Here is a 25,619-nt window from a genome sequence, read left to right as displayed (position 1 = left end):
CGGGAACCCAAGTTGCTTTTTCCGGAACATCATAACGCAGCCACGAACGAGCGTGCTATTTTCAGCGCGACTTCCGGTATTGCTCGAACAGCAGCTCCATCGTGGTCGCCCGGGCCCCCGGCTGCAGCGGGTCCGGCGGGCAGTGGTTCACGCAGCGCAGGACCCAGTCGCGCTCGGCCTCGCCGACATCCAGCGCATTGATGCAGCCCGGCGCCTGCGCCAGCCCGCCGAGGAACAGCCGCTGGCCGGTGAGGGCGAGCGACAGGATCGCGCAGTTGACGCCGCCGTGCAGCACCAGCAGGGCGGTATCCCAGCCGCCGTCGGCGCGCAGGCGTGCGATGGCGGGATGGACCCGGTCCATCAACTCGCCGACCGATTCGCCGCCCAGGAAGCGCTGCTCAGGCGGCACCATGCCCTCGAAGGCGCCGGTAAAGGCCTGTTTGAGTTCCTCGGCCGGGATCGCCGACAGCCGCCCGCCGCGAATCTCTTGCAGTTCCGGCCACACCTCGGGCGCGATTGCCTGCCTGGTCACCGCCAGCACCCGCGCCGCCGTCTCCACGGTACGCGGCAGCCCCGACACAATCACCCGGTCGAAGCGCACGCCGGCAGAAGCAAAGGCCAGCCCAGCCGCATCCGCCTGGGTCCGTCCATCCCCGTTCAGCGGCACAGTCTCCGGCAAATACGGCTTACCAGCCCCATCGAAATAGCTAACGCTGCCATGGCGCATCAAAAAAATCCGCCGGCGTCCAGTTGTCATACCGTCTCCATTTGCGTTCTCTCAAACCGGGGCCAGACCCCGAATTTTGGCAATTTCTCATCGGTTGTTGCCAAAAATCGGGGTCTGACCCCGGGTTGATGTTGGTCATATTACATGGCGGACGCACTTGACGTTACGTATGGACGACAGAAAGTAATTCCGTAGGTCAATTTCTCGACTTTCTGTTTTACAATTGCAGGACTAGTCCTACAAAACGTTAAAGGGTGTCATGGCGAGGCCAGAAAAAGTCCGGCTCGGGGAAATCCTGGTGCAACAGAAGCTGCTGTCGGACGAGCAGCTGAATGCCGCTCTGGCCGACCAGAGGCGCTCCGGGCGCAAGCTGGGCCGCGTGTTCGTCGAGAGCGGCTTCGTCACCGAGGAGCAGATCTCGGGCGCGCTGGCGCGCCAGCTCGGCATCCCTTATATCAATCTCAAGTTCTACAACATCAACCAGGACGTGGTCCGGCTGCTGCCCGAGACCCAGGCGCGCCGCTTCCGCGCGCTGGTGCTGGAAGACCGTCCTGAAACCGTGCTGGTCGGCGTCTCCGATCCGACCGACCTGTTTGCCTACGACGAGATCGCGCGCCTGCTGAAGAAGGGCGTCGAGCTGGCCGTTGTCAACGAGACCGAGGTGCTGCAGGCGATCGACCGCATCTACCGCCGCACCGGCGAGATCACCGGCCTGGCGCGCGAGCTGGAGCAGGACCTGGGCGACTCGACCTCGGTCGACTTCGGCGCGCTGGCCTCCAGCTCCGGCCTCGAAGAAGCGCCGGTGGTCAAGCTGTTGCAGTCGGTGTTCGACGATGCCGCGCAGGTGAGGGCGTCGGATATCCACATCGAGCCGCAGGATGGGCGCCTGCAAATTCGTTTCCGCATCGACGGCGTGCTGCACCTGCAGACCGAAGCCGACATCAAGATCGCGACCCCGCTGGCGCTGCGCTTGAAGCTGATGGCCGATCTCGACATCTCGGAAAAGCGCCTGCCGCAGGACGGCCGCTTTGCCGTCAAGGTGAGGAGCCAGCGCATCGACGTCCGTATCTCGACCATGCCGACCCAGTACGGCGAGTCGGTGGTCATGCGTCTGCTGAACCAGGTCGGGATGAACCTGCGCCTGGATGCGATCGGCATGCATCCGCGCCTGGTCGAGCGTTTCCGCGCCGTCGTCCAGCGCCCCAACGGCCTGGTGCTGGTGACCGGGCCCACGGGTTCCGGCAAGACCACGACGCTTTATAGTGCGCTGGCCGAACTGAACTCGGTCGAGAAGAAGCTGATCACGGTCGAGGACCCGGTCGAATACCGCCTGCCCGGCATCAACCAGGTGCAGGTGAACGACAAGATCGAACTGAATTTCGCGCGCGTGCTGCGCAGCGCGCTGCGCCAGGACCCGGACATCGTGCTGGTCGGCGAGATGCGCGACCAGGAGACCGCCCAGATCGGCCTGCGCGCCGCCATGACCGGCCACCTGGTGCTGTCGACGCTGCACACCAACGATGCCGCCAGCACCCCGCTGCGCCTGATGGACATGGGCGTGCCGCGCTACATGGTGGGCGGCTCGCTGCAGGCCGTGCTGGCCCAGCGCCTGGTGCGCGTGATCTGCGAAAGCTGCAACCAGCCGCATGCGGCGCCGGCGCCGGAACGCGCCTGGCTGCGCGCGGAACTGGGCGACAAGGCCGAGAGCGTGCCGCTGTTCCACGGCCGCGGATGCTCGCACTGCAACGGCACCGGCTACCGCGGCCGTACCGGCGTCTACGAGTTGCTGGAAATGACCCGCGCGGTGCACGAGGCGATCAACCACCCGGACCCGGGCCACTTCCTGAAGGCGGCCCACGCCGAGATGCGCGGCGAGACCCTGCGCCGCAGCGCGGTGCGGCTGGCGGTGCAGGGCAGGACCACGGTGGCCGAAGCCATGCGCATCAGTAACCAGCTCGAGGATTAAAGCGTGCCGTTCTTCGCCTACAAAGGCCGCAACGGAAGCGGCGAACTGGTGGCCGGCGTGCTGGAAGGCGCGGATACCGGCGCCATCGCCGACCAGCTGTCCGGCGGCGGCGTGACGCCGCTCGAGATCAGCCCGACCACGCGCAAGGCCTCGTCGGCCGGCGCCGGCGGCAAGGACAGCCTGTGGGAGCGCCTGATGGCGAAGAAGGTGACTTCGCTCGACGTCCAGCTGTTCAGCCGCCAGATCTACACCCTGCTCAAATCCGGCGTGCCGATCATGCGCGGCCTGGCCGGCCTGCAGGAGTCGGCCGTCAACAAGAGCTTCGGCGTCGTGATCCGCGACCTGCGCGAATCGCTCGACGCCGGCCGCGAACTCTCGAACGCGATGCGCCGCCACCCCGACGTGTTCAATCCCTTCTTTCTGTCGATGGTGCGGGTGGGCGAGATGACCGGCCGCCTGGAGGAAGTCTTCCTGCGCCTGTTCGACCACCTCGAATTCGACCGCGACATGCGCGAGCGCGTGAAGACCGCGCTGCGCTACCCGAGCTTCGTGATCATCGCGATGGTGGCGGCCATGATCGTGGTGAACGTGTTCGTGATCCCGCAGTTCGAGACCGTATTCAAGAGCTTTCACGCCGAGTTGCCGCTGATGACCCGCGTCCTGATCGGAAGCTCGCGCTTCACTGTCGCCTGGTGGCCGGCCTTCGTGGCCGCGGGCGCCGGTTCGGTGTTTGCGTTCCGGCGCTGGACCCGCAGCAGCGCCGGCCGGCTGGCATGGGACCGCTACAAGCTGCGCCTTCCCATCGCCGGCAAGATCGTCCACAAGGCCACCATGGCCCGCTTCGCGCGCAGCTTTGCGCTGTCGCTCCGCAGCGGCGTGCCGATCGTGCAGGCGCTGACGGTGGTGTCGCAAACCGCCGACAACGCCTGGCTGTCCCAGCGCATCGAGCAGATGCGCGACGGCGTCGAGCGCGGCGAGAGCATCCTGCGCACCGCCACCAACGCCCAGGTGTTCACGCCCATCGTGCTGCAGATGATCGCGGTGGGCGAGGAATCGGGCTCGCTCGACGACCTGATGGACGAGATCGCGATGATGTACGAGCGCGAAGTCGACTATGAACTAAAGACCCTGTCGAGCCAGATCGAGCCGATCCTGATCACCTTCCTGGGTGTGATGGTGCTGGTGCTGGCCCTGGGTATCTTCCTGCCGATCTGGGACCTGGGCAAGGCTGCCCTGCACAACAAATGAAGATGCGATCGAATCAAAAGGGACAGGGCGGCTTCACCCTGCTGGAATTTGCCCTGGTGCTGGTGGTGTCGAGCATCCTCAGCGCGGTGGCCCTGAACCGCTTCGAGTACTACCGCGAACAGGCCGAGATCACGGCGGCGCGCCAGGTCGTGGCGGCGTTGCGTACCTCGCTGCAGGCGCGCAGCGCCCAGCTGGCCTCGGATGGGCGCCAGCAGGACCTGCAGAAGCTCGCCGTCGGCAATCCGATCGAGCTGCTGTCCTGGAAACCGGCGAACTACCTGGGCGAGTACTACGCGCCGGACCCCAAACAGATCGGCCAGGCCGGCTGGGTGTTTGACCCACGCGACAAAACCCTGGTGTATTTACCCAAAAACAGTGAAAGTTTTACCTTCAGCACATCAAGGTTGCTTAGATTCAAGGTAGAATTTATTCGCACAAATAAAAGCCTGGCCCTGAATCAAGTCAGCGGATAGGCCGTCGTTAATACCCGCAAGCGGCAAGCAATCCGCAACCAACTCACACATTCGGAGAAACTGATGAACAAGAATTTCAAAGTCCAGGCGCAGGGCGGTTTTACCCTGATCGAACTGATCGTCGTGATCGTTATCCTGGGCATCCTGGCAGCGACGGCGCTGCCGAAATTCGCCAACCTCAGCGGGGATGCCCGCGTGGCCAGCCTGAGCGCGGCCAAAGGTGCGATCGCTTCCTCGGCCGCCATCGTGCACGGCAAAATTCTCGTGAATCCGGGCGCCGTGACTTCCAACACCCTGGTGGTCGAAGGGAACAATGTGAAGGTGGCGAACGGCTATCCGGACGGCACCGCGAACGGCGCAGTACTGGTCGCCGGTATCGACACCGCCAAGGATTACACGCTGCTGACCAAAGACTCGGCCGACCCCAAGCCGACCATCCCGACCGATGGTTTCGCCCTGGTTCCGGCCGGCGCTGCCAATCCTGACAAGTGCTACCTGACCTACGCCCCGGCCACCAAGGATGCCACCAGCGGCGCCATCACCCCGCCGGCCATCGTGCTGGCCAACACCGCGACCGCTGCCAACTGCGAGTAAGTCCGTTCCAGGAACGGCCGGTCCTGCGCCTGGCGCGGACCGGCCGTTTTTTCGTTTACCGCGCCTTCAGTAGCAATCGCCGTTGCCCGACGCCGGCATGCAGAGCGTCGCCACGCGCCGCCGTTCGGTGTAATCCGCCTGGGCACTGTTGGCATCGTCCGGACAGGACGCCGCGCTGCCGTTGCAGGCAAGCGCCTCGACCCGGTACAGATTCTTGACCAGCGGGCTGCCGGTGGCCGGATCCTGGCCTTCGTTGTAGGCAGTCACGCGGCAGCTGACGGTCACCAGGAAGCCGGTGTCGGTCTTGAAGTCGGACAGCGTGCGCTTCACGCAACCGTCCGCCTTGTTCTTTCCGATCTGATAGAAAGCCCATTCGAGGCCGGCGCGGGCCGCCTGGCTGGCGCGCGCGGTGAGCGCCGCGCCGGTACCGGTTTCCGCCTGCGTGAGGTTGAGCCGCACGACGGCGATCGCCATGCCGGACACGATCACCAGCAGGATGACCGCCGCGATGTAGGCGAAGCCGCCTTGGCGGCGCGGGATCCTGGATAGCTTCATGGCAGATTCTCCACTTGCGCGCCGACCGTCAGGGTCACGATTTCGCCGTGATCGGCCAGGGTCAGTTGCAGCTGTGCGAAGCCGCTTTGTTGGGTGGCGCCCTGGTCGGGGTTGTAAACGAAATTGCAGCTGCGGACCTTGGTCGCGACGACGGCGCTGGTGCCGCCCGCCACCGGGCAGGCCTGGCTGGCGTTGAAGCCGTAGTGCGCGATGCGGGTCAGGGTGCCGGTCCCGGTGCCCTCGGCATCGACGCCGGCATCCTTGCACATATAGGTCACGGCCTGCAGGCTGTCCGGGACGATATTGAAACGACCGCCCTCGTAAGCATAGGGGAACTGCTTGGCTGCGCCCAGGGTGATGCGGCTTTGTCCAAGCGGTTTATTGCTGCTGCCGGTGGCAGGCGGGCTGCCGATCGATGCGATTGCGGCGCGGTCGCTGCCTTCGTAGACGTCGGCCGTGTTCTGGTTGCCGATCACCACCCAGTCGCCCGCCTTGGGCGCGTTGTCGAATGCGGTGAGCACGTCGAACACGGCGTCGGGTGCGCGCAGGTCGAGCGGTTCGGAGGGCGTGGCGGGATTGGCCGTGTCCCACTGGGTATCCGGTCCGGTGCGGAAGCGGCCGCCGTCGCTGGTCGGGACCATCTCGAGGCAGGACAGCTTCGCGCTCGGCATGGGCAGCAGGCGCAGCGAATTCGGCACCGCGGTACGGATCTCGGTCACCATGCGGCGCAGGGCGGTGTCGGCCAGGTGGGTCAGGTTGGCGCGCCGGCCGACCGCCAGATAGTGCTGCAGGGACGGACCGAACTGCATCGCAAAGATGGCTGCGATGATGCCGGTGACCACGATCACGATCACCAGTTCGACCAGGGTAAAGCCGCCTTGTTTCTTCATGGGGAAGGGGACACCGGGGCCGTGCGCCATCCCGTGAGGACGAAGGCATCCTGCGGGCCGGCGTCGTTGCTGTTCGACACCGATACCGCAATCTTCAGCGCCGGGGTCGCGCCGTCCAGAGTCGCCGCACTGACCTTGACCGCCACCGAGTAGGTTTCGAGACCGGCGATGGGGGTGTTGTTGACGTCGCGGATGCCGGACAGGCCGTTGCCGTAGTTATTGAAGTCCATCACGTCGTTGTAGGTGTCGCGCACGTTCGGCGTCGACGGGTTGGCGTCGTTGTCGTAGGGCTTCAGCAGGATCTCACCCATCAGGCTTTCGGCGATGGCGGCTTTCTGCTGCAGGATCAGCGGGTCGACGCTGCCGCGGTTGCTGCTGCGGAAGGCCGCGACCAGGCCGGCGAGCGCCACGCCGATGATGACCATGGCGATGATCAGTTCGACCAGGGTCGCGCCGGCGCTGCGCCGCGCCGGCCATGCCGCGCTGCGCTTATTCGACATAGCCGGTCGCCCCTTCGAGCTGGATGCTACGCTGCTTGAGGCCTTGCGCACGCACCGTGATGCTGGCCCTGCCGACCTGCGTCGCGCCCGCGCGGTCGCTCGTGATTTCGCCGTTCGGCTGGAAATACAGGGCGCCGCTCAGGCCGTCCGCCACGACGTCCGGATCGGTGGTCGCAAAATCGCTTTCCGGCGCACTGCCCAGCGTGGCCGTGCACGGGGCAAAAGGGCCGGCCACCGTGGCGATGCGCAGGGCAAGCGCCCTGGGAGCGAGGGTGGCGCAGACCGTGCGCCGGTGCGCGCGCGCCGTCGTGGAGGCCAGGCGCAGGCCGCTGACCAGCTGGTCGCCGAAGACCTGGGCGCCGCGTTCGCCGTTGCCGATCAGCCGCGGGATGGCAATTGCCGACAGGATGCCGATCAGGATCATGACGACGATCAACTCCACAGTGGTGAAGCCGCGCGACCTCAATTGAACACCTCGCGGGTATGGATCAGGCGCCGCGCTTCCGGCGCGAATACGCCGAAGGTCGCGCGCGCCGCCGGATCGGCCGCCGCGGCCGCCGTGCCGGTACAGATGCCGTTCGGGCCGCGCAGATACGGCATGTTGGCGCCGCCCGTCACCGGGCGGCTGCCCGCCAGGCAGGAACTGTCGGCGGCCGTGTTGCCGAGGTTGATCGCGACCAGCGCGGTGCCGGCGCCGCCGGCGGCGCGCAGGGTCAGGCTGCCCTGGCCCTTGGTGAGGAGCAGGCCGCCGTCCTTGAGACCGGTCGCCACGATGCCTGGTTTGGCGGGCAAAGTGCCGGCCTGGATCGCAAAGGCCGTGGTCGGCAGCGGGTGGAGGGCTTCGCTGTCGTCGACATTGCGTATCCAGCTGGCGCCGGTCCAGTACTGCAGCGTGACCGGCAGGGCCAGGTCGCCGGCGGCGCTGCCGAAGCTGCTGCCGAAGCTCACCCGGCCGCTGCGCGCCTCGAAGCTGTCTTCCGCCGTCACGCCGTAGGCGGCGGCATTGGCCGAGCTGACGCCGCCCGACGCGGCCTCGGTCGCGCGCAGGCGCACTTTCATGGGCGCGCGCGGCGCCGAGGCGAAGCTGAAGGCCAGTGGCGGGGCAGTGGTCTTCTTCAGTTCCGCCGTGCCCAGGGTGAAGGCGCCGGCAGTCAGCGGCGCCGCCGCACTGGCGCCGGTACCGGACAGGCTGCCGGTGGCCGCAGGAATGGCCGTGGCGCCGGCGGCGTCGAAGGCCGTGAACAGCACCGGATTGCTGTAGCCATAGTTCTTGTCGTACAGGAGGGTGGTGTTGCCGGCCGCATTCTTGGCCGTGACGACCACGTCGATCGGCTCGCCGGCATAGTAGAAATTCGCCAGGCCGGATCCGACCCGCCCTTCGTGGACCAGGAACCAGGCCGGCACCGAGCGGATTGCGCCGCAGCCGGCGGCGGCGCTGGTCTGGACCGTGGCTGGACGCGGAACGCTGCCGCCCAGGTAGTAAATGCTGGCCTGCTGGACCTGGACGTTGATGGCGCCGGCTTCGGTATAGCTCAGTTTGCCCGTGACGGCGCCGGCCGCGACGCTCCTGTCGACGATGCCGAGCGAGCCCAGCACGCCCGGGGTCAGGCTGCAGCTGACCGTGCCGAGTGCACCCAGCGCGAAGCTGAGGGTTTCGGGCTGAATGGCCGGGTTGGCGTTTTCCTTGCCGAAGTTCGGGGTCGGGTTGCCCAGGGAGTTGCGGGCGGTCGCCACCACGTTGAAGGGTATGGCGGCGGTCGTCGTCGCAGGGAAGGTGGTGATCGCGTAGGACGCCGGCGCCACCACCACGTCCGCGGTGGTGTTCGGGATAACGCCATTGACGGTCGTCGCCGCCTTGAGGGTCAGCTTGCCGACGTCGGCGTAGTTCATGATCAGCGTGGCGGCGCTGCCCGCGAGCGTGGAAACATTGGGGAAAGCGACGCTGAAGGTCCGGGCGCTGCCGTCGCACAACTGGGCGCCGGTTGTGCTGGCGTTGAGCGCGGCGAGCGAAGAGCCATCGCTGTTGGCGCTCACCATCACCGGCAGGCTGCCGCTGTTCGGGTTGCTGTAGCTGCAACTAAACTGGATCGGCTGGTTCGCTCCGGGGAAGGCCGGCTTGCACTGCGTGCCGCTGGGGTCCGCTACCGCTGCCGTCAGCAGAAGCTTTGTGTTATTGGCGGCGTACTGGTCCGGGATCGACAGGCTCAGCCCGACCTTGCCGTCGAAATTCATGCCGCACTGGACACTGCCGGTGCCCGCCCCGGCACCGTTCGAGGTATTGATGCACTGGCTGGGGGCGGCCGCCGCGATGCTGCTCGCACTAGCGCGCACGGCCGCGCTGCCCACGCTCTGCTGGCTGACGGTGGCGTTGGTGCTGACCCCGGTCGAGCCGATCGCAAAGCTGCCGCCGCCGGGTTGGAGGGTGACGTTGACGCCGCCCGTGAAATAGCTGGTGCAGGCCGCATTGGCGCAGGCCCTGACCGTCACCGGTTCGGGCGTGCAGGCGCTGGCGCTGCCGTCGTGAACGATCAGGAAATGGTCGAGCGCGGGCGCGGGCGGCGAGCAGTGCGGACCGTTGACCGTGTTGACGTCGAAGCCGCTATTGTTGGTGACGCAATCGCACTTGCCGTTGGTCGTGCCGCCGGTGCAGTAAATGGTCTTGGTCACGCGGCCTGCCCAGTTCAGGGTCGCGGTATCGACGGTGGCGTTGCCGGTCACGATCGCATTCGAACTGTCGAGGATCAGGTTGCCGGTGCTGACGTCGCCGGTGACGCTCACCGAGCTGCCCAGGCGAAGCGAGGTCCTGGCCGTGATGTTGCCGGTTACCGAACTATCCGAAGGCAGGAGAGACACGGTGGGCGCCACGATGTTGCCCGTTACCGTGCTCCCGGAGGCCAGCGTGAACGAGCTGGTCGCGGTGATGTCGCCTGTGATCGACACGGGCGAACTCGTATTGATGGTGCTGCCGCTGACCGCACCCTTGATCGTGGCGTGCGAGCCGATGCTGATGCTGTTCGAGGCGGTGACGTTACCGGTAATGCTGGTGCGCGACCCGGATCCGAGCGTCATGCTGAACGCGCTGATGTTGGCGGCGATCGTCTGGGCCTGGTTGCCGATCGTGAATGCGCCCGTGCTGACCAGGTTCCCGCCGTTGATCGACAAGTTGTTGGGGCTGATATCCGCAATGCTCAGGTTGCCGGTGACACTCAAGGTCGCCGTGCCGCTCATGGTGAGGCTCTGGTTGAAATCGAAGCTGACGCTTTCCTTGACGACCACCTTGAAACCGTCGGCAATGCTCATCTTGTCGTTGTTTGAGCCCAGCGGAAAGCTGTTGCAGGTATAGGTTCCCGACGATAGGGGGCAGCCTGCGACGTTGCCGCCGCCGAAGTTATAGGTGGCTGCCAGCACGGTCCCGGCGTTCAGGGCAGCAAGCAGCGACAGGCCCCAGTGGAGGCAACGTAAGGAGATGCGTGGCAGGCATCTGCGCCACATCAAAAACACCTGGGCTAAATGGTTAAACATTATTGATTTAAAACAATATAAGCAGGAGTGTGCATTAATTAGGCGCTAATCGCAAAGAAAATGCCGTTTTCTTATGAGGTGTACTTACAACATATGCGTGGAGTTCCATACAGAAACCTTTAATTATTTTCCTTGAGTAAAAAAATGGTATCGGTTTTTTCCGACACTTGAATATAATCAAGTACTAGCACCAACAACCGGAAGTCTGCTCTCATCATTGCCCGCATGCTTTTTTTTAGAAAATCAAGGAAACATGCCGATTGGCTGGCACTGGTGTTGCAACGCGACGGCATTGCTGCGGCCAGCGTGCGCCGTGGCGAGGGCAAGCCGGCGGTGACGCTGGCAAGCCATTTTGCCGGCCAGCCGACCGCCGATGTGCTCGATAAGGCCGGCAAGGAGCTGCATGCCGCGCAATACCGCTGCACCACGGTGCTGGGCGGTGGCGAATACCAGATCATGTCGGCCGAGGCGCCAAACGTGCCGCGCGAAGAAATCAAGGCCGCGATGCGTTTCCGGCTGAAGGACATCCTCGATTTTCCGGTCGACGACGCCACCTTCGACGTGCTCGACATCCCGCTCGATCCGAATGCGGCCGTGCGGCCCCAGCAAAGCGTGTTCGCCGTGGCGGCGCGCAACAGCGTGATCCGGACGCGCCAGGCGCTGTTCGAACATGCCAGGCTCGAACTGGGCACCATCGACATTCCCGAGATGGCCCAGCGGAATGTGTCGAGCCTGCTCGAGGCCGACGGGCGTGGGGTGGCGATGCTCTCGTTCGGCGAGGATGGCGGTTTGCTGACCGTTTCCTGGCGCGGGGAGCTCTATCTGTCGCGCCGCATCGAAGTGACACTGGGACAATTGCTGGAAGCGGACCCGGACCGCAAATACCAGGTCTTCGACAAGATCACGCTCGAACTGCAGCGCTCGCTCGACCATTTCGACCGCCAGTTCTCCTTCATCGGCCTGGCCAAGCTGGTGCTGGCCCCGACCGGCGCCGCGGAGCTCGAAGAATACCTGTCGGGCAATCTGTACATTCGCGTCGAAACGCTCGACCTGGTCATGCTTTTCGACCTGGCCCGCGTGCCCGAACTGCAGGCCGCGGCCGTGCAGCAGCGCTTCTTCTTTGCGATCGGCGCCGCGCTGCGCGAGCAGGGAGCGCCGGCATGAGGCAGCAGATCAATCTGTTCAACCCGGCCTTGCAGCACCAGGCCACGCGCTTTTCGGCCGCTGCCATGGCGGCCGCCAGCGGCGCGCTGGTGCTGGGACTGCTGGCGATGGTGGGCTGGGGACAGCTGCGCCTGGCGCAGCTGCAAGGCGAGGCCGACACCGTCACGCGCCGCCTGGAAGGCGCGCACAAGCGCCTGGCCGGTGTGGAGGCGGAATTCAAGCCGCGCGCCAGCGACCCGGCAATGAGCGCCCAGCTGGCCGAGGCCGAACAACAGCACGCCGCCCTGCGCCACGTGGCCCAGGTGATCGAACGCGGCGAGCTTGGCAACACCCAGGGCTATGCCGAGTACTTCCGCGCGATGGCGCGCCAGAGCACCGACGGCCTGTGGCTGACCGCGGTGAGCATCGGCGGCGCCGGCCGCGAGATCGGCGTACAGGGCAGGGCCCTCGATCCGGCGATGGTGCCCGGCTTCCTGAGCCGCCTGCGCAGCGAGCCGGTCCTGCAGGGCAAGGCCGTTGGCAGTCTGCAGATCGGCGAGGCGCAAGCGCTCAAGCAGTCCGGCCCGGACGGCAAGGAGAGCAGCGTCGCCGCGCCTTACGTGGAATTCAGCCTGCAGCCGGTGCCGGAGGGAGCGAAGCCATGAAGCAGCGCTGGCTTCAATTCGCGGCGCGCATCGACGCCCTCAGCCAGCGCGAGCGGGTGATGGTGTTTGCTGCCGTGCTGGCGGCGCTGGCTTTCCTGGGCCAGGTTGCGTTGCTGGCGCCCTTGCAGCGCAAACAGGACCTGTTGAAGAACCATATCGTGCAGCAGCGTGCCAGCCTGGCCGAGACCGAAACCGCGATCGCGCACAAGGTGGCCGAGGCCGAAGTCGATCCGGATCTGCAGGCGCGCAAGCAGCTGGCGGCGCTGCGCGCCGAGACGGCGCGCATGAGCGAGCGCATGCGCGAAGTGCAGAGCGGCCTGGTGCCGCCGGAGCGCATCGCGCCCCTGCTCGAATCGATCCTGCGCGCGAACGGCCGCTTGAAGCTGGTCTCGCTGCAAACCCTGCCTGTCGGGTCGCTGAATGCACTGGGCGCGGATGGCGCGTCGCCGGAGGCGGCCGCCACGCCTGCCCCGGCCGCGCCGGCGGCCAGGCAGCCGGACCTGCTGTTCCGCCACGGCGTCGAACTGACGGTGCGCGGCAGCTACCTCGATATGGTCGATTACATGGGAGCGCTCGAAGCCCTGCCGACCCAGCTGTTCTGGGGCAAGGCCCAGCTTCAGGTCGAGCAGTACCCGACCGTGCGCCTGACCCTGACCCTCTACACCCTGAGCCTGGACCCGAAATGGATGAAGCTTTGACCAAGATCGCAGCCCGAGCCGCGCTGGCGGCGCTGGCACTCGCTGCCGGCGCCGCCAGCGCTGCCAGTACCGGCAGCCCCCAGGCGGCGCGCAGCCTGCCGGATCCGACCCGCCCGCCGGCCGCCGCGTTGCCTGCGGCGCCTGGTGCAAGCGACGCGGCCAAACAGGAAGCCGCCCCGCAACTCCAATCCGTCATGCTCGCGCGGGCCGGTGGACAAGGCCGCATCGCGGTGATCGACGGCCAGGGCGTGCGTGTCGGCGACAGTTTCCGTGGCGCGCGCGTGGTGCGCATTGCCGACAGCGCGGTCGAGCTGCAGCGTGGCGCCGAGCGCCAGGTGCTGCGCCTGTATGCGCCGGACAGCGCAGCCGGCGTTACCCGCGTGCCCGCCGCGTCCCGTCCTGGAGAACGGCGATGAGGCGCGCAACGGTGCGCCGGCCAGCCCGCCTGACCGCCATCGCGCTGCTGCTGGCGCTGGCCGGCTGCCAGACGCCGCCCGCCAACACGACCTATGACGCGATCCGCGCCGAAGTCGCGCGCGACGCCGCAAGACGCCCGGCCGCGCCGGCAGTCGACGACGCCGTCGCGAATGCACTGCTGCCGCCCGCCGCCAGCCTGGCGACCCAGCTGCCGAAGGCGCGGCCGGCGCTGGAGGAGCGCTTCAACGTCTCCTTCAACAACGTGCCGGCCCAGCAGTTCTTCCGCTCCATCGTCGCCGGCACCCGGTACAACATCCTGGTGCATCCGGACGTGACGGGTTCGATCACGGCCAACCTGAAGGACGTGACCCTGCAGGAGACCCTCGATGCGGTGCGCGAAATGTACGGCTACGACTACAAGATCGAGGGTACCCGGATCTCGATCAAGCCGCTGACCATGCAGACCAAGATGTTCCGCGTGAACTACCTGGTCGGCAACCGCCGCGGCCTGTCGAACCTGCGCGTGTCCTCGACCTCGGTGGCCAACGCCGTCAACAACCAGAATGGCCAGAACAACGGCCAGGGCGGCAACCAGGGTAGCCAGAATCAAAACCAGAACCAGAACGGCCAGAATGGCCAGAACCAGCAACAGGTCGAGAGCACGGACGTCAGCACCGTCTCGAATACCGATTTCTGGGCCGACCTGAAGGCATCGATCGAAACCATCGTCGGCGCCAAAACAGCTGGGCGCAGCGTCGTGGTGAGCCCGCAATCGGGCGTGCTGGTGATCCGCGCCATGCCGGACGAGCTGCGCAACGTCGACGCCTATCTCCGCGCCACCCAGCTGTCGGTCGACCGCCAGGTGATCCTCGAGGCAAAGATCCTCGAGGTCGAACTGAACGACAGCTTCCAGAGCGGCGTGAACTGGGCCTCCTTTGCTTCGCTCAAGAGCGGCCATGACAATCGCGTATCGGGCGGGCTGCTGTCGCCCGGCTCGACCCTGACCCCGCTGCCGTTCAACGGCGGCCAGCCGGCCACCATCAGCGATCCGAGCACCGGCCTGGCCGCCAGCACCGGCTTCTCGCTGTCGAACGCCGCCGGCGCGGCCGGTTCGATGTTCGGCCTGGCGGTCCAGACCAGCAACTTCGCGGCCCTGATTTCCTTCCTCGAGACGCAGGGCACGGTGCACGTGCTGTCCAGTCCACGCGTGGCGGCGGTCAACAACCAGAAGGCGGTCCTGAAGATCGGTACCGACGAATTCTTCGTCACCGGCGTCAGTACCACGACGAATTCGACCACCACCGGCAACACCACGACCCCGAACGTGACCTTGCAGGCCTTTTTCTCGGGCGTGGTGCTGGACGTGACCCCGCAGATCGACGACCGCGGCAACATCCTGCTGCACGTGCACCCCTCGGTGAGCCAGGTGTCGACCGTGAACAAAGCGGTCAGCCTGGGCGCTGCCGGCAACCTGAGCCTGCCGCTGGCGGCATCGGCGACCTCCGAACTGGACAGCATCGTGCGCGGCTCGAACGGCCAGGTGGTGGCGATCGGCGGCCTGATGCGCCAATCCTCGACCGCCGACAATTCGCAGGTGCCGGGCGCGGGCAGCGTGCCGGTGCTGGGCAATTTGTTCGGCGCCAAGAAGCGCGTGAACCAGAAGCGCGAGCTGGTGGTGCTGATCAAGCCCACCATCGTCGAAGGCGTCAATAACTGGAACGACGATCTGCTCGACGCCGGCCGCCGTATCGACCAGCTGGCGCCGCGGGGAATGAAGTAATGTACGGGGCCCACTTCGGCCTGCGCGAGGCGCCCTTCGGGATCACGCCGGACACCAGTTACTTCTTCGGCAGCCCGGGTTCGCAGGAAGCCCTCAACACGCTGCTGGTGGCGGCGCGCAACGGCGAAGGCTTCATCAAGATCACCGGCGAAGTCGGCACCGGCAAGACCCTGCTGTGCCGCAAGTTCATGGCGACCCTGGGCGAGGGTTTCGTCACCGCCTACATCCCGAACCCCTTCCTGGAAGCGCGCACGCTGATGCTGGCGCTGGCCGATGAACTCGAGATCGTGCTCGAGAAGGACGTCGACCAGCACCGCCTGCTGAAGTCCATCACGGAGCGCCTGCTCGAACTGGCGGGGCAGGGCAAGCGCGTGCTGCTGTGCCTCGACGAGGCCCAGGCGATTCCGGTCGAGAGCCTGGAGGCCCTGCGCCTGCTGACCAACCTCGAAACCGAAAAGCGCAAGCTGCTGCAGATCGTCCTGTTCGGCCAGCCGGAACTGAACCGCAAGCTGGAGCTGGAATCGATCCGCCAGCTGGCCCAGCGTATCACTTTCCACTATCACCTCGGCCCGCTGAGCCGCGACGATCTCGACTTCTACGTGGCGCACCGGCTGCGCGTGGCCGGCTTTGCGGGAGCACGCCTGTTCTCGGGCGGCGCCATCGCGAAGTTGTACAAGGCCAGCGGCGGCGTGCCGCGCCTGGTGAACGTGCTGGCCCACAAGGCGCTGATGCTCTGCTACGGCGAAGGCGGCCACGCGGTGACGCGCGCGCACGTGGACGCGGCCGCGCGCGACACCCTGGCCACCAGCGCCGGCGGCAGGCGCGGACGCCGGCTCCTGCCCTGGGCCGCGCTCGGCGCCCTGCTGGCCGGCGCCGCCGCCAGCGTCGGCTGGGTGATTACACGATGATGAGGCGGCGATGAGCCTGATTAACAAGATGCTCCAGGACCTGGACGCGCGCGGCACGCCGGGCGCGGAGGCCTTCCCATCCCAGATCCGGCCGGTGGCGCCTGCGCGCGAGCGCCTGGCGGACCGCTTCGAGCGCCGCACCGTGGTGCTGGCCGCCGGCGGCGCCTTCACGGTCTGCGCGGCGGCGGCGCTGGCCTGGTACGGCTGGGGCCATCATCAGCAGGGCCGTGGCGCGGCCAGGCCGGCGGCAATGGCCGCGCCGGCAGCCGTGCGCGCGCCTGCGGCGGCGCCAGCCCCTGTTGCCGAAGCGCCGGCGCCGGTTCGCGAACAGGCCGGGGACAGTTTCGATGCGCCGCCGTTGACGGAAGCGCCGGTGCGTGCGTTGCCGAAAGTGCGGCAAGCGGAAATGGAAGGCCTGGCCGGCAAGGGCACGGCACAGCCGGCGGCGCCGAAGCGCGTCGCTGGCTACGCACCGGACAGCGAGCAAGCGCGCGCCGCCCGCCAGGCCACCATGGCCGAGCTGCAATCACGCATGAAGGTGCCGAACCTGAGGCCGGCGGCAGCCGCGCACCCAGCGAAGGCAGCGAAGGAAACGAAGGAATCGAAGCGTCAGGCGAAGCGCCGCAAGCTTGCGGAGGAGCGCGAGCTGAAGGCCGCGCGCCGCGCGAACGCCGTCGCCGAGGCCCGCGCCGACGCCGCCGCGGCCAAAGGCAAGCGCAGCGCCGGGACCGGCGCGAGCGGCGCCCAGGGCCGCCAGGAATCCGGCGCCCAGCGCGCCGAGGGCGAATATCGCCACGCACTGAACGCGCTGCAGGACGGCCGCATGACGGAAGCCATGGCCGCGCTCGAACACGCCCTGAAGCTCGACCCGGCCCATGAAGCCGCGCGCCAGACCCTGGTCGGCCTGCTGATCGAAGCGAAGCGCAGCGACGAAGCGATCCGCCACCTGCAGACCGCGCTGGCGCTGGACGCGCGCCAACCGGCGCTGGCGATGCTGCTGGCGCGCCTGCAGATCGAACGCGGCGCCTCCGGGGTCGATACGCTCACCCGCACGCTGCCGTACGCGGGCACCAACGCCGACTACCGGGCCTTCCTGGCCGGCGCACTGCAGCGCGAACAGCGCCACCGTGAGGCGGCCGAACAGTACCAGGCGGCGCTGCGTAGCTCGCCGGGGAATGGCGTGTGGTGGATGGGGCTGGGGATGTCGCTGCAGGCCGAGAAGCGCAATGCCGAGGCGCTGGAGGCTTTCCAGCGCGCGCGCGCCAGCGGATCGCTGTCGGCGGAGTTGACCGCGTTCGTCGAGCGCCGTTTGCAGCAGTTGGCACGCTGATTTCGTCGTCCCCGCGAAGGCGGGGACCCAAGTTCCGCTAGAGCAGACGGAACGCAAGCAAACCCGGATCCCCGCCTGCGCGGGGACGACGGGCGGAAGCCGCGGGCCGAAGCACAGCCGGCGTTACACCTGCGCCAGCCGCTCCAAAGCGAGCTCCAAGGTCTCATCCCGCTTTGCAAAACAAAACCGCACAATCCGCGACTCTTTCCCCCGGCTATAAAACGCCGACACCGGAATCGCCGCGACTTTCACTTCTCGCGTCAGCCACTGCGCGAACTCCGCTTCGCTCAGATTCGAAATCCTGTCGTAGCGCACGCACTGGAAGTAGGTGCCGTCCGCCGGCAGCAAAGTAAAGCGCGAACGCATCAGCGCCGCGTGGAAAGCGTCGCGCTTACGCTGGTAGAAGGCTGGCAGCTCGAGGTAGGACGCGGGGTTGCGCATGTAGCCGGCGAGGGCGTGCTGCATCGGCGTGTTCACGGTGAACACGTTGTACTGGTGGACCTTGCGGAACTCCGCCATCATGCTTGCGGGCGCGGCCACGTAGCCGACCTTCCAGCCGGTCACGTGATAGGACTTGCCGAAGCTCGAGACGACGAAGGCGCGCTCGGCCAGCCGTGGATCGCGGCTGACGGATTCGTGGCGCTGGCGGTCATAGACCATGTGCTCGTAGACCTCGTCCGACAGGATCAGGATGCCGGTGCCGTCGACGATGTCGGCCAGTGCATCGAGGTCGTCCGTGCGCAGGATGGTGCCGGTCGGGTTGTGCGGGCTGTTGATGACGATCATCCGGGTGCGCGGGCTGACGGCCGCTGCGATCTCGTTCCAGGGCACGCTGTAGCCCCTTTCATCGAATCGCATGGACACCGTCACCGGCACGCCACCGGCCAGTTGTACCGCCGGCAGGTAGCTGTCGTAGGCCGGTTCGACGATGATGACTTCGTCGCCCGGATGCACGGCGCACAGGATGGCCGTGGTCAGGGCCTGGGTGGCGCCGGCCGTCACCGTGATCTCGGCGTCGGGGTCGTAGGCGCGGCCGTACAGGGTCTGGATCTTGGCGGCGATCGCTTCGCGCAGGGCCGGCACGCCGGCCATCGGCGGGTACTGGTTCAGGCCGGCGCGCATGGCTTCGTCGACCAGGTCCAGCAGGTGCGGATCGCAGCCGAAATCGGGAAAGCCCTGGCCCAGGTTGACCGCGCCGTGTTCGGCGGCAAGCTTGGACATCAGGGTGAATACGGTGGTGCCGACCGCCGGCAGGCGCGACTTCAGGATGGGAGTTGGCATGGTGTGGAAATTATAGGCGCTTCGTTCTTGACCCACAGCTCCGGCGTCATGATGCGGAACAGGCCTTCCTTCGCCGTCTTCCTGGCCAGCTTGAGCAGCGCCTTGTCCTTGGTGACGAGAATGGCGGCGCCGGCGTCGCGCGCGATTTCCAAGAACTTCTGGTCGTCGCGGTCGGTGCAGACCGGCAGGCGGACGGCACGGCTGTCGGGCGCCACCACACGGATCAGTTGGTCGAAGCGGTCGGCGGCATCGGGCCGGGTGCTGTCGTCGAGCGGCAGGTGGGCATAGTGGAGGACGATCCGGTATTCGTCGCGGCAATCGGCGCGCGTCACCGCCTCGACCGCGCCGGACTCCAGGGCGGCCAGCAGGCTGGCCCAGCGCGGGTCGCGGAACACGAAGAGGTCGAGGCAAACATTGGTGTCGATGACGATGAGTTTCGTTGGAGCAGGTATCATGTCGGCAATTCTACTGGTTGTCCCCGTTCTTTACCTATGCTGATCGTTCTTTCGCCCGCCAAATCGCTCGACCTCGACTCGCCGCCCACCACCAAACTGCACACGACGCCGCAATTCATCGACCGCGCCGCCGAACTGATCCGCGTGCTGAAGGACTATTCGCCGGCCCAGGTCGGCGAGCTGATGGATATTTCCGACCAGCTGGCGGTGCTGAACGTGACCCGTTACGCGAGCTGGCATCCGGACCATTCGGATGCTCGGCAGGCCGTGATGTCCTTCGACGGCGACGTCTACGGCGGCCTGGACGCGCGCAGCCTGAAGCCGAAGGCGCTGGCCTATGTGCAGGACCATGTGCGGATCCTGTCCGGCCTGTACGGCCTGCTGCGCCCGTTGGACCGGATGCATCCCTACCGCCTGGAAATGGGCACCAGGCTCGCCAATCCGCGCGGCAAGGATTTATATGCCTTCTGGGGCGAGACCGTGACGGCGGCGTTGAACGAGGCGCTGGCGGCGAAGGGCGCGACGGCGCTGGTGAACCTGGCCTCGGAAGAGTATTTCCGCTCGGTGAAACCAAAGCTCCTGAGCGTGCCGGTGATCACGCCGGTGTTCGAGGACTGGAAGAACGGCAAGTACAAGATCATCTCCTTCTTCGCCAAGCGCGCGCGGGGCATGATGGCGCGTTATGCGGCGGAAAAGGGGATGACCGATCCGCTGAAGCTGAAGAAGTTCGATGTGGATGGGTATGCGTTCGACAAGGCGGCATCGACGGAACTGGCATGGGTTTTCCGGCGGCGTATCGAGGGCTAAAGCCGGGACACGTACCCGTAAACGTCATTCCCGCGCAGGCGGGAATGACGGTGAAAAAAAGCCTGCATCGAGCAGGCGTTTCCTCTTTACTGCACAGCATCCTTCGGCGCCGGCTGCGGCCCCGATTTCGCCCAGAATTTCCACCAGGCTGCATCGCCCGAGCCCTTGCCGCCCAGGAAGTGGCTGTTCGGGTAGTTCTTCTGGAACACGCGCTGGGTATCGTCGCGCAGCTCGAACATGCCCAGCTTGTCATAAGCGCGGATCATGATGAACAGCGCTTCTTCGCGCGCCGGCGCGTCCGAGTAGTCGGTCACGGCGCCCTGGGCGCGGTTCAGTGCGGCCAGGTAGGCGCCGCGGCGGTAGTAATAGTTCGCCACGTGCACTTCATAGGCCGCCATCGCGTTGATCAGGTAGCTCATGCGCTGGATCGAGTCCGGCGCATATTTGCTGTTCGGGAACTTGTCGACCAGTTCCTTGAAGGCGGCGAAGGCTTCGCGGGTCGCTTTCGGGTCGCGCTCGGTCGGGTCCTGAGAATAAACGAAACTCATGAAACCGATCTGGTCGTTAAAGTTGATCAGGCCGCGCAGATAATACATATAATCCACGGCAGGGTGGTTCGGGTGCAGCTTGATGAAGCGCTCCACCGCGGCCAGCGCCTCGGCCTGGTCCTGGGCCTTGTAATGGGCGTAGGCGATTTCCATCTGCGCCTGGGCCGCATACGTGCCGAAGGGATAGTTCGATTCCAGCTTTTCGAACAGCTTGATGGCGGCTTCGTAGTGGGCGCCATCCATTTCTTCGCGCGCCTCAGCGTATAATTTCGACGCTGACACGTTCTTGCTTTCGTCCGACTTTCCCGGTAACAAACCGCAAGCTGACAAACTGAGCAGGGCCGACGTCACAACCAATACAGACAATTTTTTTTGCATGAGCTTTTTGCAAGAAAGTTTTTACCGAGATTCAACGAACGGCTGATTATAGCCGATGGGAACAACGTGATATTAAATGCTGCGCCGAATTCGGCGGAAATCCTTTCCAACCCCGATTTGGACGACGATCTGGACGCCGAGTTCGCGCCCGAACCCGGCCTCGCGCCAAGCGGCGTCGACTTTTCGCCGATTACCCTGACCCTGGACCCGTCGCACTGCGGCCAGCGCCTCGACAAAGTCGTCGCCGGCCTGGTGCCGCAGTTCTCGCGCAGCCGCCTGCAGCAATGGTTCGAAGACGGCCACATCCTGGTGGACGGCAAGCCGGCCAAGGGCAAGGGCACGGCCTACGGCGACGAAACCATCCACGTGGAGCCGCAGCCGGCGCCCGAGGACACCGCCTTCACCCCGGAAGCGATGGAACTGAACATCGTCTACGAAGACGAATCCATCATGGTCATCAACAAGCCGGCCGGCCTGGTCGTGCACCCGGGTTCGGGCAACTGGTCCGGCACGCTGCTGAACGGCCTGCTGCATTACTGCCCGCAGCTGGTGTCCGTGCCGCGCGCCGGCATCGTGCACCGCCTCGACAAGGATACCAGCGGCCTGATGGTGGTGGGTAAAACCCTGGAGGCCCAGACCGACCTGGTGCGCCAGCTGGCGGCGCGTACCGTCAAGCGCGAATACTTTGCGCTGGTGTGGGGCACGCCGCGCCTGTCCGGCACGGTCGACTCGCCGATCAGCCGCCACCCGACCGAGCGCACCAAGATGGCGGTGTCGAACGCACCGATGGCCAAGCCGGCAATCACGCATTACGAACTGCTGGCGAAGGGCGAGCTGGACCGCCGTCCGGTCAGCCTGGTGCAGTGCCGCCTCGAAACCGGCCGCACCCACCAGATCCGCGTGCACATGCAGTCGCTGGGCTACAGCCTGGTCGGCGACACCGTGTACGGCAAGCCGCACCTGCTGTCCTTCTTCCACCGCCAGGCCCTGCAGGCGCGCCGCCTGGGCTTGAGCCACCCGGCCACCGGCGAGCACATGGAATGGGTCGTGCCGCTGGCGGCCGACTTCGCCGAGCTGCTCGCGCGTTCCGGCATCGAAGAGCCGGAAGCGGCTTGATGCCGGGGCTCGACGCCAGTCACGTGGTCCGGCCCGACTGGCCGGACCTGCCTGCGAATGTCGGCGCGCTCGCGACGACCCGCCTGGGCGGCGCCAGCGCCGCGCCCTTCGACGATGGCAAGGGCGGCGGTGGTTTGAACCTCGGCCTGCACGTGAAGGACGACCCGGAAGCGGTGCGCGAGAACCGTGCGCGCTTGCAGTCGCTGCTGCCGGGACGCCCGGCCTGGATCGCCCAGGTGCATGGCGCCGATGTCGTCGACGCGCGCCTGGTGCAGCCGGGCGCGCCGGTGCAGACCGGCGATGCCAGCACCGCGTTCGAACCCGGCGTGGTGTGCGCGATCCTGACCGCGGATTGCCTGCCGGTGCTGTTCGCCGATCTGGAAGGCAAGGTGGTCGGCGCTGCCCACGCGGGCTGGCGCGGCCTGGCGGCCGGCGTGCTGGGCGCGACCGTGGCGCGGATGCGGGAGCAGGGCGCCGGCGAGATCACCGCCTGGCTCGGGCCGGCGATCGGCCCGCAAGCCTTCGAAGTCGGTCCGGACGTGCTGGACGCCTTCCGCGCCGCGCTGCCGGACGGCGAGGCGGAGCAGGGCTTCCGTCCCTATCCCGGTCGCGAAGGAAAATACCTGGCCGACATGCCGCTGCTGGCGCGGCGCATGCTGGCGCGCGACGGCGTCACCCGCGTGCACGGCGGCGAGCGCTGCACTTTTACCGAGCGCGATCGCTTCTATTCATATCGCCGCGACGGCGCCGGTAGCGGACGCCAGGCGAGTTTGATTTGGCGAGTTTAAGCCCGATCAAGGGCCAGGACCCGCGCCGCGCGTAGTCTGCTGTGCTTCGCGCTTGCGCGCCCTGCCGCGCCGCCATGCTCCCGTCAGGTAGAAAACAAGAGATAATGGCAACATCCCGTAAAACAGGAAGGTCATGAGGCCGGCCACGACGGAGGTTTCGGTGGCCGCCATCAAGGTGACGACATACATCCATCCGATGGCGACGATCCACATGGTTTTTCCCTGTTTTCAATGAATACCCGATTCTAAACAATGGATGCCGATATGAATACGCCCGAAGCACCTTCGCAGCCAGGCGCTGCATGGATGTCGCAGTTTTCCGATCCCTCTGTCTGGCAATCCTGGATGAAATTCGCCGACCCCTCGGCCATGGGCGGCGGCATGGCCCAGCAGGCGGCGCCGGTGATGCGCATGCTGGGCGATTTCGGCGCCGGCCTGCCGCCGGCCAGGCTGGAAGGGCTGCGCAACGACTATCTGCAGAAGGCCATGCGCCTGTGGCAGGACCTCATGAGCGGCAAGACGCCGGAATTCAAGGACAGGCGCTTCTCGGCGCCGGAGTGGACCGCGAACCCGATGTCGGCTTTCAGCGCCGCGTCCTACCTGTTGAATGCCGAATTCCTGATGGCGATGGCGGAAGCGGTCGAAGCGCCATCGCGCGACAAGCAGAAGATCCGCTTTGCCGTGCAGCAGATCGTCGACGCGCTGTCGCCGGCCAACTTCCTGGCGACGAATCCTGAAGCCCAGAAAACCTTGATCGATAGCAAGGGCGAGAGCCTGACCAAGGGTCTGCAGAATATGCTCGCCGACATGCAGAAGGGCCGTATCTCGCAGTCCGACGAGGCCGCATTCGAAGTCGGGCGCAACGTCGGCACCACACCGGGCACGGTCGTGTTCGAGAACGAACTGTTCCAGCTGATCCAGTACACGCCGGCAACGCCTACCGTGCACGAAGTGCCGCTGCTGATGGTCCCGCCCTGCATCAACAAGTTCTACATCCTCGACCTGCAGCCGGAAAACTCGCTGGTGCGTTATCTGGTGGAGCAAGGCAATACGGTGTTCATGATGTCCTGGCGCAATCCTGACCAGAGCATGGCCAACACGACCTGGGACGATTTCGTCGACCAGGGCGCGCTCACCGCCATCAATGTCGCCCGCGAAATCTCGGGCAAGGACAAGGTGAACGTGTTCGGCTTCTGCGTCGGCGGCACCATTGCCGCTTCCGCGCTGGCGGTCGAGGCGGCGCGCGGACGCCAGCCGGCGGCCAGCCTGTCGCTGTTCACGACCCTGCTGGACTTTGCCGACAACGGCGTGCTCGACGTCTTCGTCGACGAGACCCAGGTCGCCATGCGCGAACAGCAGCTGGCCAAAGGCGGCCTGATGCCGGGACGCGACCTGGCGACCACCTTCTCCTCGCTGCGCCCGAACGACCTGGTGTGGAATTATGTCCAGCAGAACTACCTGAAGGGCAAAAACCCGCCGGCCTTCGACCTGCTGTACTGGAACGCCGACAGCACCAACTTGCCGGGCCCGATGTTCTGCTGGTACCTGCGCAATACTTATCTGGAAAACAAACTGAAGGTGCCGGGCGCGCTGACGGTGGCCGGCGCAAAGGTCGACCTCGGCAAGATCGATTGCCCGGTCTTCGTCTACGGCTCTAAGGAAGACCACATCGTGCCCTGGGAAGCGGCGTTCGCTTCGATGAACCTGCTGAATCCGAAGAAAGCCAAGGCCAACCGCTTCGTGCTGGGCGCCTCCGGCCACATCGCCGGTGTGATCAACCCGGCATCGAAAGGCAAGCGCAGCCATTGGGTCAACACGGCGAACAGCCGCAACCGCCCGAAGAGCGCGGCCGAGTGGATGGCCGGCGCCACCGAGGTCAAGGGAAGCTGGTGGCCCGAGTGGGCGAAATTCCTGGCCGAGAACGGCGGCAAGGACGTGGCGCCGCCCGCCCAGCCGGGCAACGAGCGCTACCGGGCGATCGAGCCGGCGCCGGGGCGCTACGTAAAAGCACGCGCAGACTGATTTCTTGTCGGGAAGGCAACTTGCTAGATGAATAAATGAGTTGCCTACCGAATAATTGCTGCACCTGCGTTCGCAACGTGGTATTTTTAGCGTCTATCCTCTTGGAATCGGAGACACCACGGACAGCTTCCCCATCCGTGGACCGCATAACAGAGCGCTGCGGCGCAATATTTGGAACCTGAGATGAGCAGTGGAAAAAAGAGTAGCGAACGCCTGATCAAGAAATACCCGAACCGCCGTCTGTACGACACCCAGACCAGCTCCTACATCACCCTCTCCGACGTCAAGCAGCTGGTGCTGGATGCCGACGAGTTCACGGTGGTCGACGCCAAGACCAGCGAAGACCTGACCCGCAGCATTCTCCTGCAGATCATTCTCGAAGAAGAAGCGCACGGCGCGCCGATGTTCTCGAGCGCCGTCCTGTCGCAGATCATCCGCTACTACGGCCATGCGATGCAGGGCATGATGGGCTCCTACCTGGAAAAGAATGTCCAGGCCTTCACCGACATCCAGAACAAGTTCGTCGGCTCCGCCACCGGCGCGCTCGAAGGCAAGCCCTTCTCGAACGAGATGTGGACTCAGTTCATGAACATCCAGGGCCCGATGATGCAGGGCATGATGAACAACTACATCGACCAGAGCAAGAACCTGTTCCTGCAGATGCAGGAGCAGATGCAGAGCCAGAGCAAGGCGATGTTCGGGACTTTCCCGTTCGGGGTGCCGACGGAGACCAAGAAGTAAGAAGTGTTTCGACGGGCCCGCACTGCGGGCCCGTCGTTCCCGCACTGCGGGCCCGTCGTTCCCGCGC

Annotated in this window: 26 protein-coding genes; 16 read left to right on the top strand and 10 right to left on the bottom strand. The window is 65.9% G+C overall.

Annotated features, from left to right (window positions below; translation table 11 throughout):
• Positions 1 to 61: 61 nt before the first annotated feature.
• Positions 62 to 757 (bottom strand): histidine phosphatase family protein, encoded by a 696-nt coding sequence (locus ACFPO9_RS02425; RefSeq protein WP_379766509.1) that lies wholly within the window; start codon positions 755 to 757, stop codon positions 62 to 64.
• A 229-nt stretch (positions 758 to 986) separates the two neighbouring features.
• Between ACFPO9_RS02425 and ACFPO9_RS02420 the strand changes: the two genes are divergently transcribed.
• From ACFPO9_RS02420 to ACFPO9_RS02405, 4 genes are all read left to right on the top strand, one after another.
• Positions 987 to 2,693, top strand: coding sequence for a GspE/PulE family protein (locus ACFPO9_RS02420; protein WP_379766507.1), 1,707 nt, complete (start codon positions 987 to 989; stop codon positions 2,691 to 2,693).
• A gap of 3 nt (positions 2,694 to 2,696) precedes the next feature.
• Positions 2,697 to 3,941, top strand: a complete 1,245-nt coding sequence (locus ACFPO9_RS02415) for a type II secretion system F family protein (protein WP_379766504.1) — start codon at positions 2,697 to 2,699, stop codon at positions 3,939 to 3,941.
• Positions 3,942 to 3,943: 2 nt separating this feature from the next.
• A complete protein-coding gene (locus ACFPO9_RS02410; protein WP_379766501.1) occupies positions 3,944 to 4,414 on the top strand; it encodes a pilus assembly FimT family protein in 471 nt (156 codons plus the stop codon).
• 63 nt (positions 4,415 to 4,477) lie between these two features.
• Complete coding sequence (locus ACFPO9_RS02405) at positions 4,478 to 5,008, top strand: type II secretion system protein (protein ID WP_379766499.1); 531 nt, start codon at positions 4,478 to 4,480, stop codon at positions 5,006 to 5,008.
• Positions 5,009 to 5,074: 66 nt separating this feature from the next.
• Here the strand turns inward: ACFPO9_RS02405 and ACFPO9_RS02400 are convergent, their stop codons facing one another.
• Genes ACFPO9_RS02400 through ACFPO9_RS02380 form a run of 5 tightly spaced genes read right to left on the bottom strand, consistent with a single transcriptional unit; the run spans position 5,075 to position 10,445 of the window.
• Positions 5,075 to 5,563: an MSHA biogenesis protein MshP gene (locus ACFPO9_RS02400; protein WP_379766497.1), complete on the bottom strand. Its 489-nt coding sequence runs from the start codon at positions 5,561 to 5,563 to the stop codon at positions 5,075 to 5,077.
• Complete coding sequence (locus tag ACFPO9_RS02395) at positions 5,560 to 6,453, bottom strand: prepilin-type N-terminal cleavage/methylation domain-containing protein (RefSeq protein ID WP_379766495.1); 894 nt, start codon at positions 6,451 to 6,453, stop codon at positions 5,560 to 5,562. Before ACFPO9_RS02395 ends, ACFPO9_RS02400 begins: the two co-directional genes overlap by 4 nt.
• On the bottom strand, positions 6,450 to 6,953 hold the full coding sequence (locus ACFPO9_RS02390; protein ID WP_379766492.1) for a prepilin-type N-terminal cleavage/methylation domain-containing protein: 504 nt from the start codon (positions 6,951 to 6,953) through the stop codon (positions 6,450 to 6,452). Before ACFPO9_RS02390 ends, ACFPO9_RS02395 begins: the two co-directional genes overlap by 4 nt.
• Complete coding sequence (locus ACFPO9_RS02385) at positions 6,943 to 7,419, bottom strand: pilus assembly FimT family protein (RefSeq protein ID WP_379766489.1); 477 nt, start codon at positions 7,417 to 7,419, stop codon at positions 6,943 to 6,945. The genes ACFPO9_RS02390 and ACFPO9_RS02385 overlap by 11 nt, the downstream gene beginning before the upstream one ends.
• Positions 7,416 to 10,445 carry a DUF6701 domain-containing protein gene (locus ACFPO9_RS02380; protein ID WP_379766486.1) on the bottom strand — a complete coding sequence of 1,010 codons (3,030 nt, stop codon included), beginning with the start codon at positions 10,443 to 10,445 and terminating at the stop codon, positions 7,416 to 7,418. The genes ACFPO9_RS02385 and ACFPO9_RS02380 overlap by 4 nt, the downstream gene beginning before the upstream one ends.
• A 303-nt stretch (positions 10,446 to 10,748) precedes the next feature.
• Here ACFPO9_RS02380 and pilM point away from each other — a divergent pair, with 303 nt between their 5' ends.
• The 7 genes from pilM to ACFPO9_RS02345 are packed head-to-tail and all read left to right on the top strand — an operon-like array spanning position 10,749 to position 17,416.
• Positions 10,749 to 11,639: a type IV pilus biogenesis protein PilM gene (gene pilM / locus ACFPO9_RS02375; protein ID WP_379766485.1), complete on the top strand. Its 891-nt coding sequence runs from the start codon at positions 10,749 to 10,751 to the stop codon at positions 11,637 to 11,639.
• Positions 11,636 to 12,283, top strand: a complete 648-nt coding sequence (locus ACFPO9_RS02370; RefSeq protein WP_379766482.1) for a PilN domain-containing protein — start codon at positions 11,636 to 11,638, stop codon at positions 12,281 to 12,283. The genes pilM and ACFPO9_RS02370 overlap by 4 nt, the downstream gene beginning before the upstream one ends.
• Positions 12,280 to 12,981 carry a hypothetical protein gene (locus ACFPO9_RS02365; RefSeq protein WP_379766479.1) on the top strand — a complete coding sequence of 234 codons (702 nt, stop codon included), beginning with the start codon at positions 12,280 to 12,282 and terminating at the stop codon, positions 12,979 to 12,981. Before ACFPO9_RS02370 ends, ACFPO9_RS02365 begins: the two co-directional genes overlap by 4 nt.
• Positions 12,966 to 13,397, top strand: a complete 432-nt coding sequence (locus ACFPO9_RS02360) for a hypothetical protein (protein ID WP_379766476.1) — start codon at positions 12,966 to 12,968, stop codon at positions 13,395 to 13,397. Before ACFPO9_RS02365 ends, ACFPO9_RS02360 begins: the two co-directional genes overlap by 16 nt.
• Positions 13,394 to 15,178 (top strand): pilus (MSHA type) biogenesis protein MshL, encoded by a 1,785-nt coding sequence (gene mshL / locus ACFPO9_RS02355; protein ID WP_379766473.1) that lies wholly within the window; start codon positions 13,394 to 13,396, stop codon positions 15,176 to 15,178. Before ACFPO9_RS02360 ends, mshL begins: the two co-directional genes overlap by 4 nt.
• Positions 15,178 to 16,086, top strand: coding sequence for an ExeA family protein (locus ACFPO9_RS02350; RefSeq protein WP_379766470.1), 909 nt, complete (start codon positions 15,178 to 15,180; stop codon positions 16,084 to 16,086). The genes mshL and ACFPO9_RS02350 overlap by 1 nt, the downstream gene beginning before the upstream one ends.
• 10 nt (positions 16,087 to 16,096) lie before the next feature.
• The gene (locus ACFPO9_RS02345) at positions 16,097 to 17,416 is read left to right on the top strand and encodes a tetratricopeptide repeat protein (protein WP_379766467.1); all 1,320 of its coding nucleotides are present in this window, start codon (positions 16,097 to 16,099) and stop codon (positions 17,414 to 17,416) included.
• 123 nt (positions 17,417 to 17,539) lie between these two features.
• Here ACFPO9_RS02345 and ACFPO9_RS02340 read toward each other — a convergent pair whose 3' ends face one another.
• Together ACFPO9_RS02340 and ACFPO9_RS02335 are read right to left on the bottom strand one after the other, a co-directional pair.
• Positions 17,540 to 18,697 carry a pyridoxal phosphate-dependent aminotransferase gene (locus ACFPO9_RS02340; RefSeq protein ID WP_379766464.1) on the bottom strand — a complete coding sequence of 386 codons (1,158 nt, stop codon included), beginning with the start codon at positions 18,695 to 18,697 and terminating at the stop codon, positions 17,540 to 17,542.
• The gene (locus ACFPO9_RS02335; protein WP_379766461.1) at positions 18,679 to 19,152 is read right to left on the bottom strand and encodes a putative toxin-antitoxin system toxin component, PIN family; all 474 of its coding nucleotides are present in this window, start codon (positions 19,150 to 19,152) and stop codon (positions 18,679 to 18,681) included. Before ACFPO9_RS02335 ends, ACFPO9_RS02340 begins: the two co-directional genes overlap by 19 nt.
• Before the next feature lie 36 nt (positions 19,153 to 19,188).
• Here ACFPO9_RS02335 and yaaA point away from each other — a divergent pair, with 36 nt between their 5' ends.
• Positions 19,189 to 19,959 (top strand): peroxide stress protein YaaA, encoded by a 771-nt coding sequence (yaaA, locus tag ACFPO9_RS02330; protein ID WP_379766458.1) that lies wholly within the window; start codon positions 19,189 to 19,191, stop codon positions 19,957 to 19,959.
• An 86-nt stretch (positions 19,960 to 20,045) separates the two neighbouring features.
• On the opposite strand, the gene ACFPO9_RS02325 is transcribed toward yaaA, so the two are convergent.
• Positions 20,046 to 20,885 (bottom strand): outer membrane protein assembly factor BamD, encoded by an 840-nt coding sequence (locus ACFPO9_RS02325; protein ID WP_379766455.1) that lies wholly within the window; start codon positions 20,883 to 20,885, stop codon positions 20,046 to 20,048.
• 66 nt (positions 20,886 to 20,951) lie between these two features.
• On the opposite strand from ACFPO9_RS02325, the gene ACFPO9_RS02320 reads away from it, so the two are divergent.
• Together ACFPO9_RS02320 and pgeF are read left to right on the top strand one after the other, a co-directional pair.
• On the top strand, positions 20,952 to 22,001 hold the full coding sequence (locus ACFPO9_RS02320; protein WP_379766452.1) for an RluA family pseudouridine synthase: 1,050 nt from the start codon (positions 20,952 to 20,954) through the stop codon (positions 21,999 to 22,001).
• A complete protein-coding gene (gene pgeF / locus ACFPO9_RS02315) occupies positions 22,001 to 22,789 on the top strand; it encodes a peptidoglycan editing factor PgeF (protein WP_379766449.1) in 789 nt (262 codons plus the stop codon). Before ACFPO9_RS02320 ends, pgeF begins: the two co-directional genes overlap by 1 nt.
• Before the next feature lie 6 nt (positions 22,790 to 22,795).
• Here pgeF and ACFPO9_RS02310 read toward each other — a convergent pair whose 3' ends face one another.
• Positions 22,796 to 23,002, bottom strand: coding sequence for a hypothetical protein (locus ACFPO9_RS02310; RefSeq protein WP_379766446.1), 207 nt, complete (start codon positions 23,000 to 23,002; stop codon positions 22,796 to 22,798).
• Positions 23,003 to 23,053: 51 nt separating this feature from the next.
• On the opposite strand from ACFPO9_RS02310, the gene phaC reads away from it, so the two are divergent.
• Together phaC and phaR are read left to right on the top strand one after the other, a co-directional pair.
• Positions 23,054 to 24,811 (top strand): class I poly(R)-hydroxyalkanoic acid synthase, encoded by a 1,758-nt coding sequence (gene phaC / locus ACFPO9_RS02305; RefSeq protein ID WP_379766443.1) that lies wholly within the window; start codon positions 23,054 to 23,056, stop codon positions 24,809 to 24,811.
• A gap of 183 nt (positions 24,812 to 24,994) precedes the next feature.
• A complete protein-coding gene (gene phaR / locus ACFPO9_RS02300) occupies positions 24,995 to 25,552 on the top strand; it encodes a polyhydroxyalkanoate synthesis repressor PhaR (protein ID WP_379766440.1) in 558 nt (185 codons plus the stop codon).
• Positions 25,553 to 25,619: the final 67 nt, after the last annotated feature.

The sequence above is a fragment of the Massilia aerilata genome (assembly GCF_042656905.1).
Classification (GTDB): Bacteria; Pseudomonadota; Gammaproteobacteria; order Burkholderiales; family Burkholderiaceae_D; genus Telluria; species Telluria aerilata.
This window is presented reverse-complemented; position numbering and strand designations above follow the sequence as displayed.

Bases quoted from the DNA above. Each gene is read 5' to 3' on its own strand.
- ACFPO9_RS02425 (WP_379766509.1), bottom strand. From the start codon at position 757: ATGACAACTGGACGCCGGCGGATTTTTTTGATGCGCCATGGCAGCGTT.
- ACFPO9_RS02420 (WP_379766507.1), top strand. From the start codon at position 987: ATGGCGAGGCCAGAAAAAGTCCGGCTCGGGGAAATCCTGGTGCAACAG.
- ACFPO9_RS02410 (WP_379766501.1), top strand. From the start codon at position 3,944: ATGCGATCGAATCAAAAGGGACAGGGCGGCTTCACCCTGCTGGAATTT.
- ACFPO9_RS02405 (WP_379766499.1), top strand. From the start codon at position 4,478: ATGAACAAGAATTTCAAAGTCCAGGCGCAGGGCGGTTTTACCCTGATC.
- ACFPO9_RS02400 (WP_379766497.1), bottom strand. From the start codon at position 5,563: ATGAAGCTATCCAGGATCCCGCGCCGCCAAGGCGGCTTCGCCTACATC.
- ACFPO9_RS02395 (WP_379766495.1), bottom strand. From the start codon at position 6,453: ATGAAGAAACAAGGCGGCTTTACCCTGGTCGAACTGGTGATCGTGATC.
- ACFPO9_RS02390 (WP_379766492.1), bottom strand. From the start codon at position 6,953: ATGTCGAATAAGCGCAGCGCGGCATGGCCGGCGCGGCGCAGCGCCGGC.
- ACFPO9_RS02380 (WP_379766486.1), bottom strand. From the start codon at position 10,445: ATGTGGCGCAGATGCCTGCCACGCATCTCCTTACGTTGCCTCCACTGG.
- ACFPO9_RS02370 (WP_379766482.1), top strand. From the start codon at position 11,636: ATGAGGCAGCAGATCAATCTGTTCAACCCGGCCTTGCAGCACCAGGCC.
- ACFPO9_RS02365 (WP_379766479.1), top strand. From the start codon at position 12,280: ATGAAGCAGCGCTGGCTTCAATTCGCGGCGCGCATCGACGCCCTCAGC.
- ACFPO9_RS02360 (WP_379766476.1), top strand. From the start codon at position 12,966: ATGGATGAAGCTTTGACCAAGATCGCAGCCCGAGCCGCGCTGGCGGCG.
- mshL (WP_379766473.1), top strand. From the start codon at position 13,394: ATGAGGCGCGCAACGGTGCGCCGGCCAGCCCGCCTGACCGCCATCGCG.
- ACFPO9_RS02350 (WP_379766470.1), top strand. From the start codon at position 15,178: ATGTACGGGGCCCACTTCGGCCTGCGCGAGGCGCCCTTCGGGATCACG.
- ACFPO9_RS02345 (WP_379766467.1), top strand. From the start codon at position 16,097: ATGAGCCTGATTAACAAGATGCTCCAGGACCTGGACGCGCGCGGCACG.
- ACFPO9_RS02340 (WP_379766464.1), bottom strand. From the start codon at position 18,697: ATGCCAACTCCCATCCTGAAGTCGCGCCTGCCGGCGGTCGGCACCACC.
- ACFPO9_RS02335 (WP_379766461.1), bottom strand. From the start codon at position 19,152: ATGATACCTGCTCCAACGAAACTCATCGTCATCGACACCAATGTTTGC.
- yaaA (WP_379766458.1), top strand. From the start codon at position 19,189: ATGCTGATCGTTCTTTCGCCCGCCAAATCGCTCGACCTCGACTCGCCG.
- ACFPO9_RS02325 (WP_379766455.1), bottom strand. From the start codon at position 20,885: ATGCAAAAAAAATTGTCTGTATTGGTTGTGACGTCGGCCCTGCTCAGT.
- pgeF (WP_379766449.1), top strand. From the start codon at position 22,001: ATGCCGGGGCTCGACGCCAGTCACGTGGTCCGGCCCGACTGGCCGGAC.
- ACFPO9_RS02310 (WP_379766446.1), bottom strand. From the start codon at position 23,002: ATGTGGATCGTCGCCATCGGATGGATGTATGTCGTCACCTTGATGGCG.
- phaC (WP_379766443.1), top strand. From the start codon at position 23,054: ATGAATACGCCCGAAGCACCTTCGCAGCCAGGCGCTGCATGGATGTCG.
- phaR (WP_379766440.1), top strand. From the start codon at position 24,995: ATGAGCAGTGGAAAAAAGAGTAGCGAACGCCTGATCAAGAAATACCCG.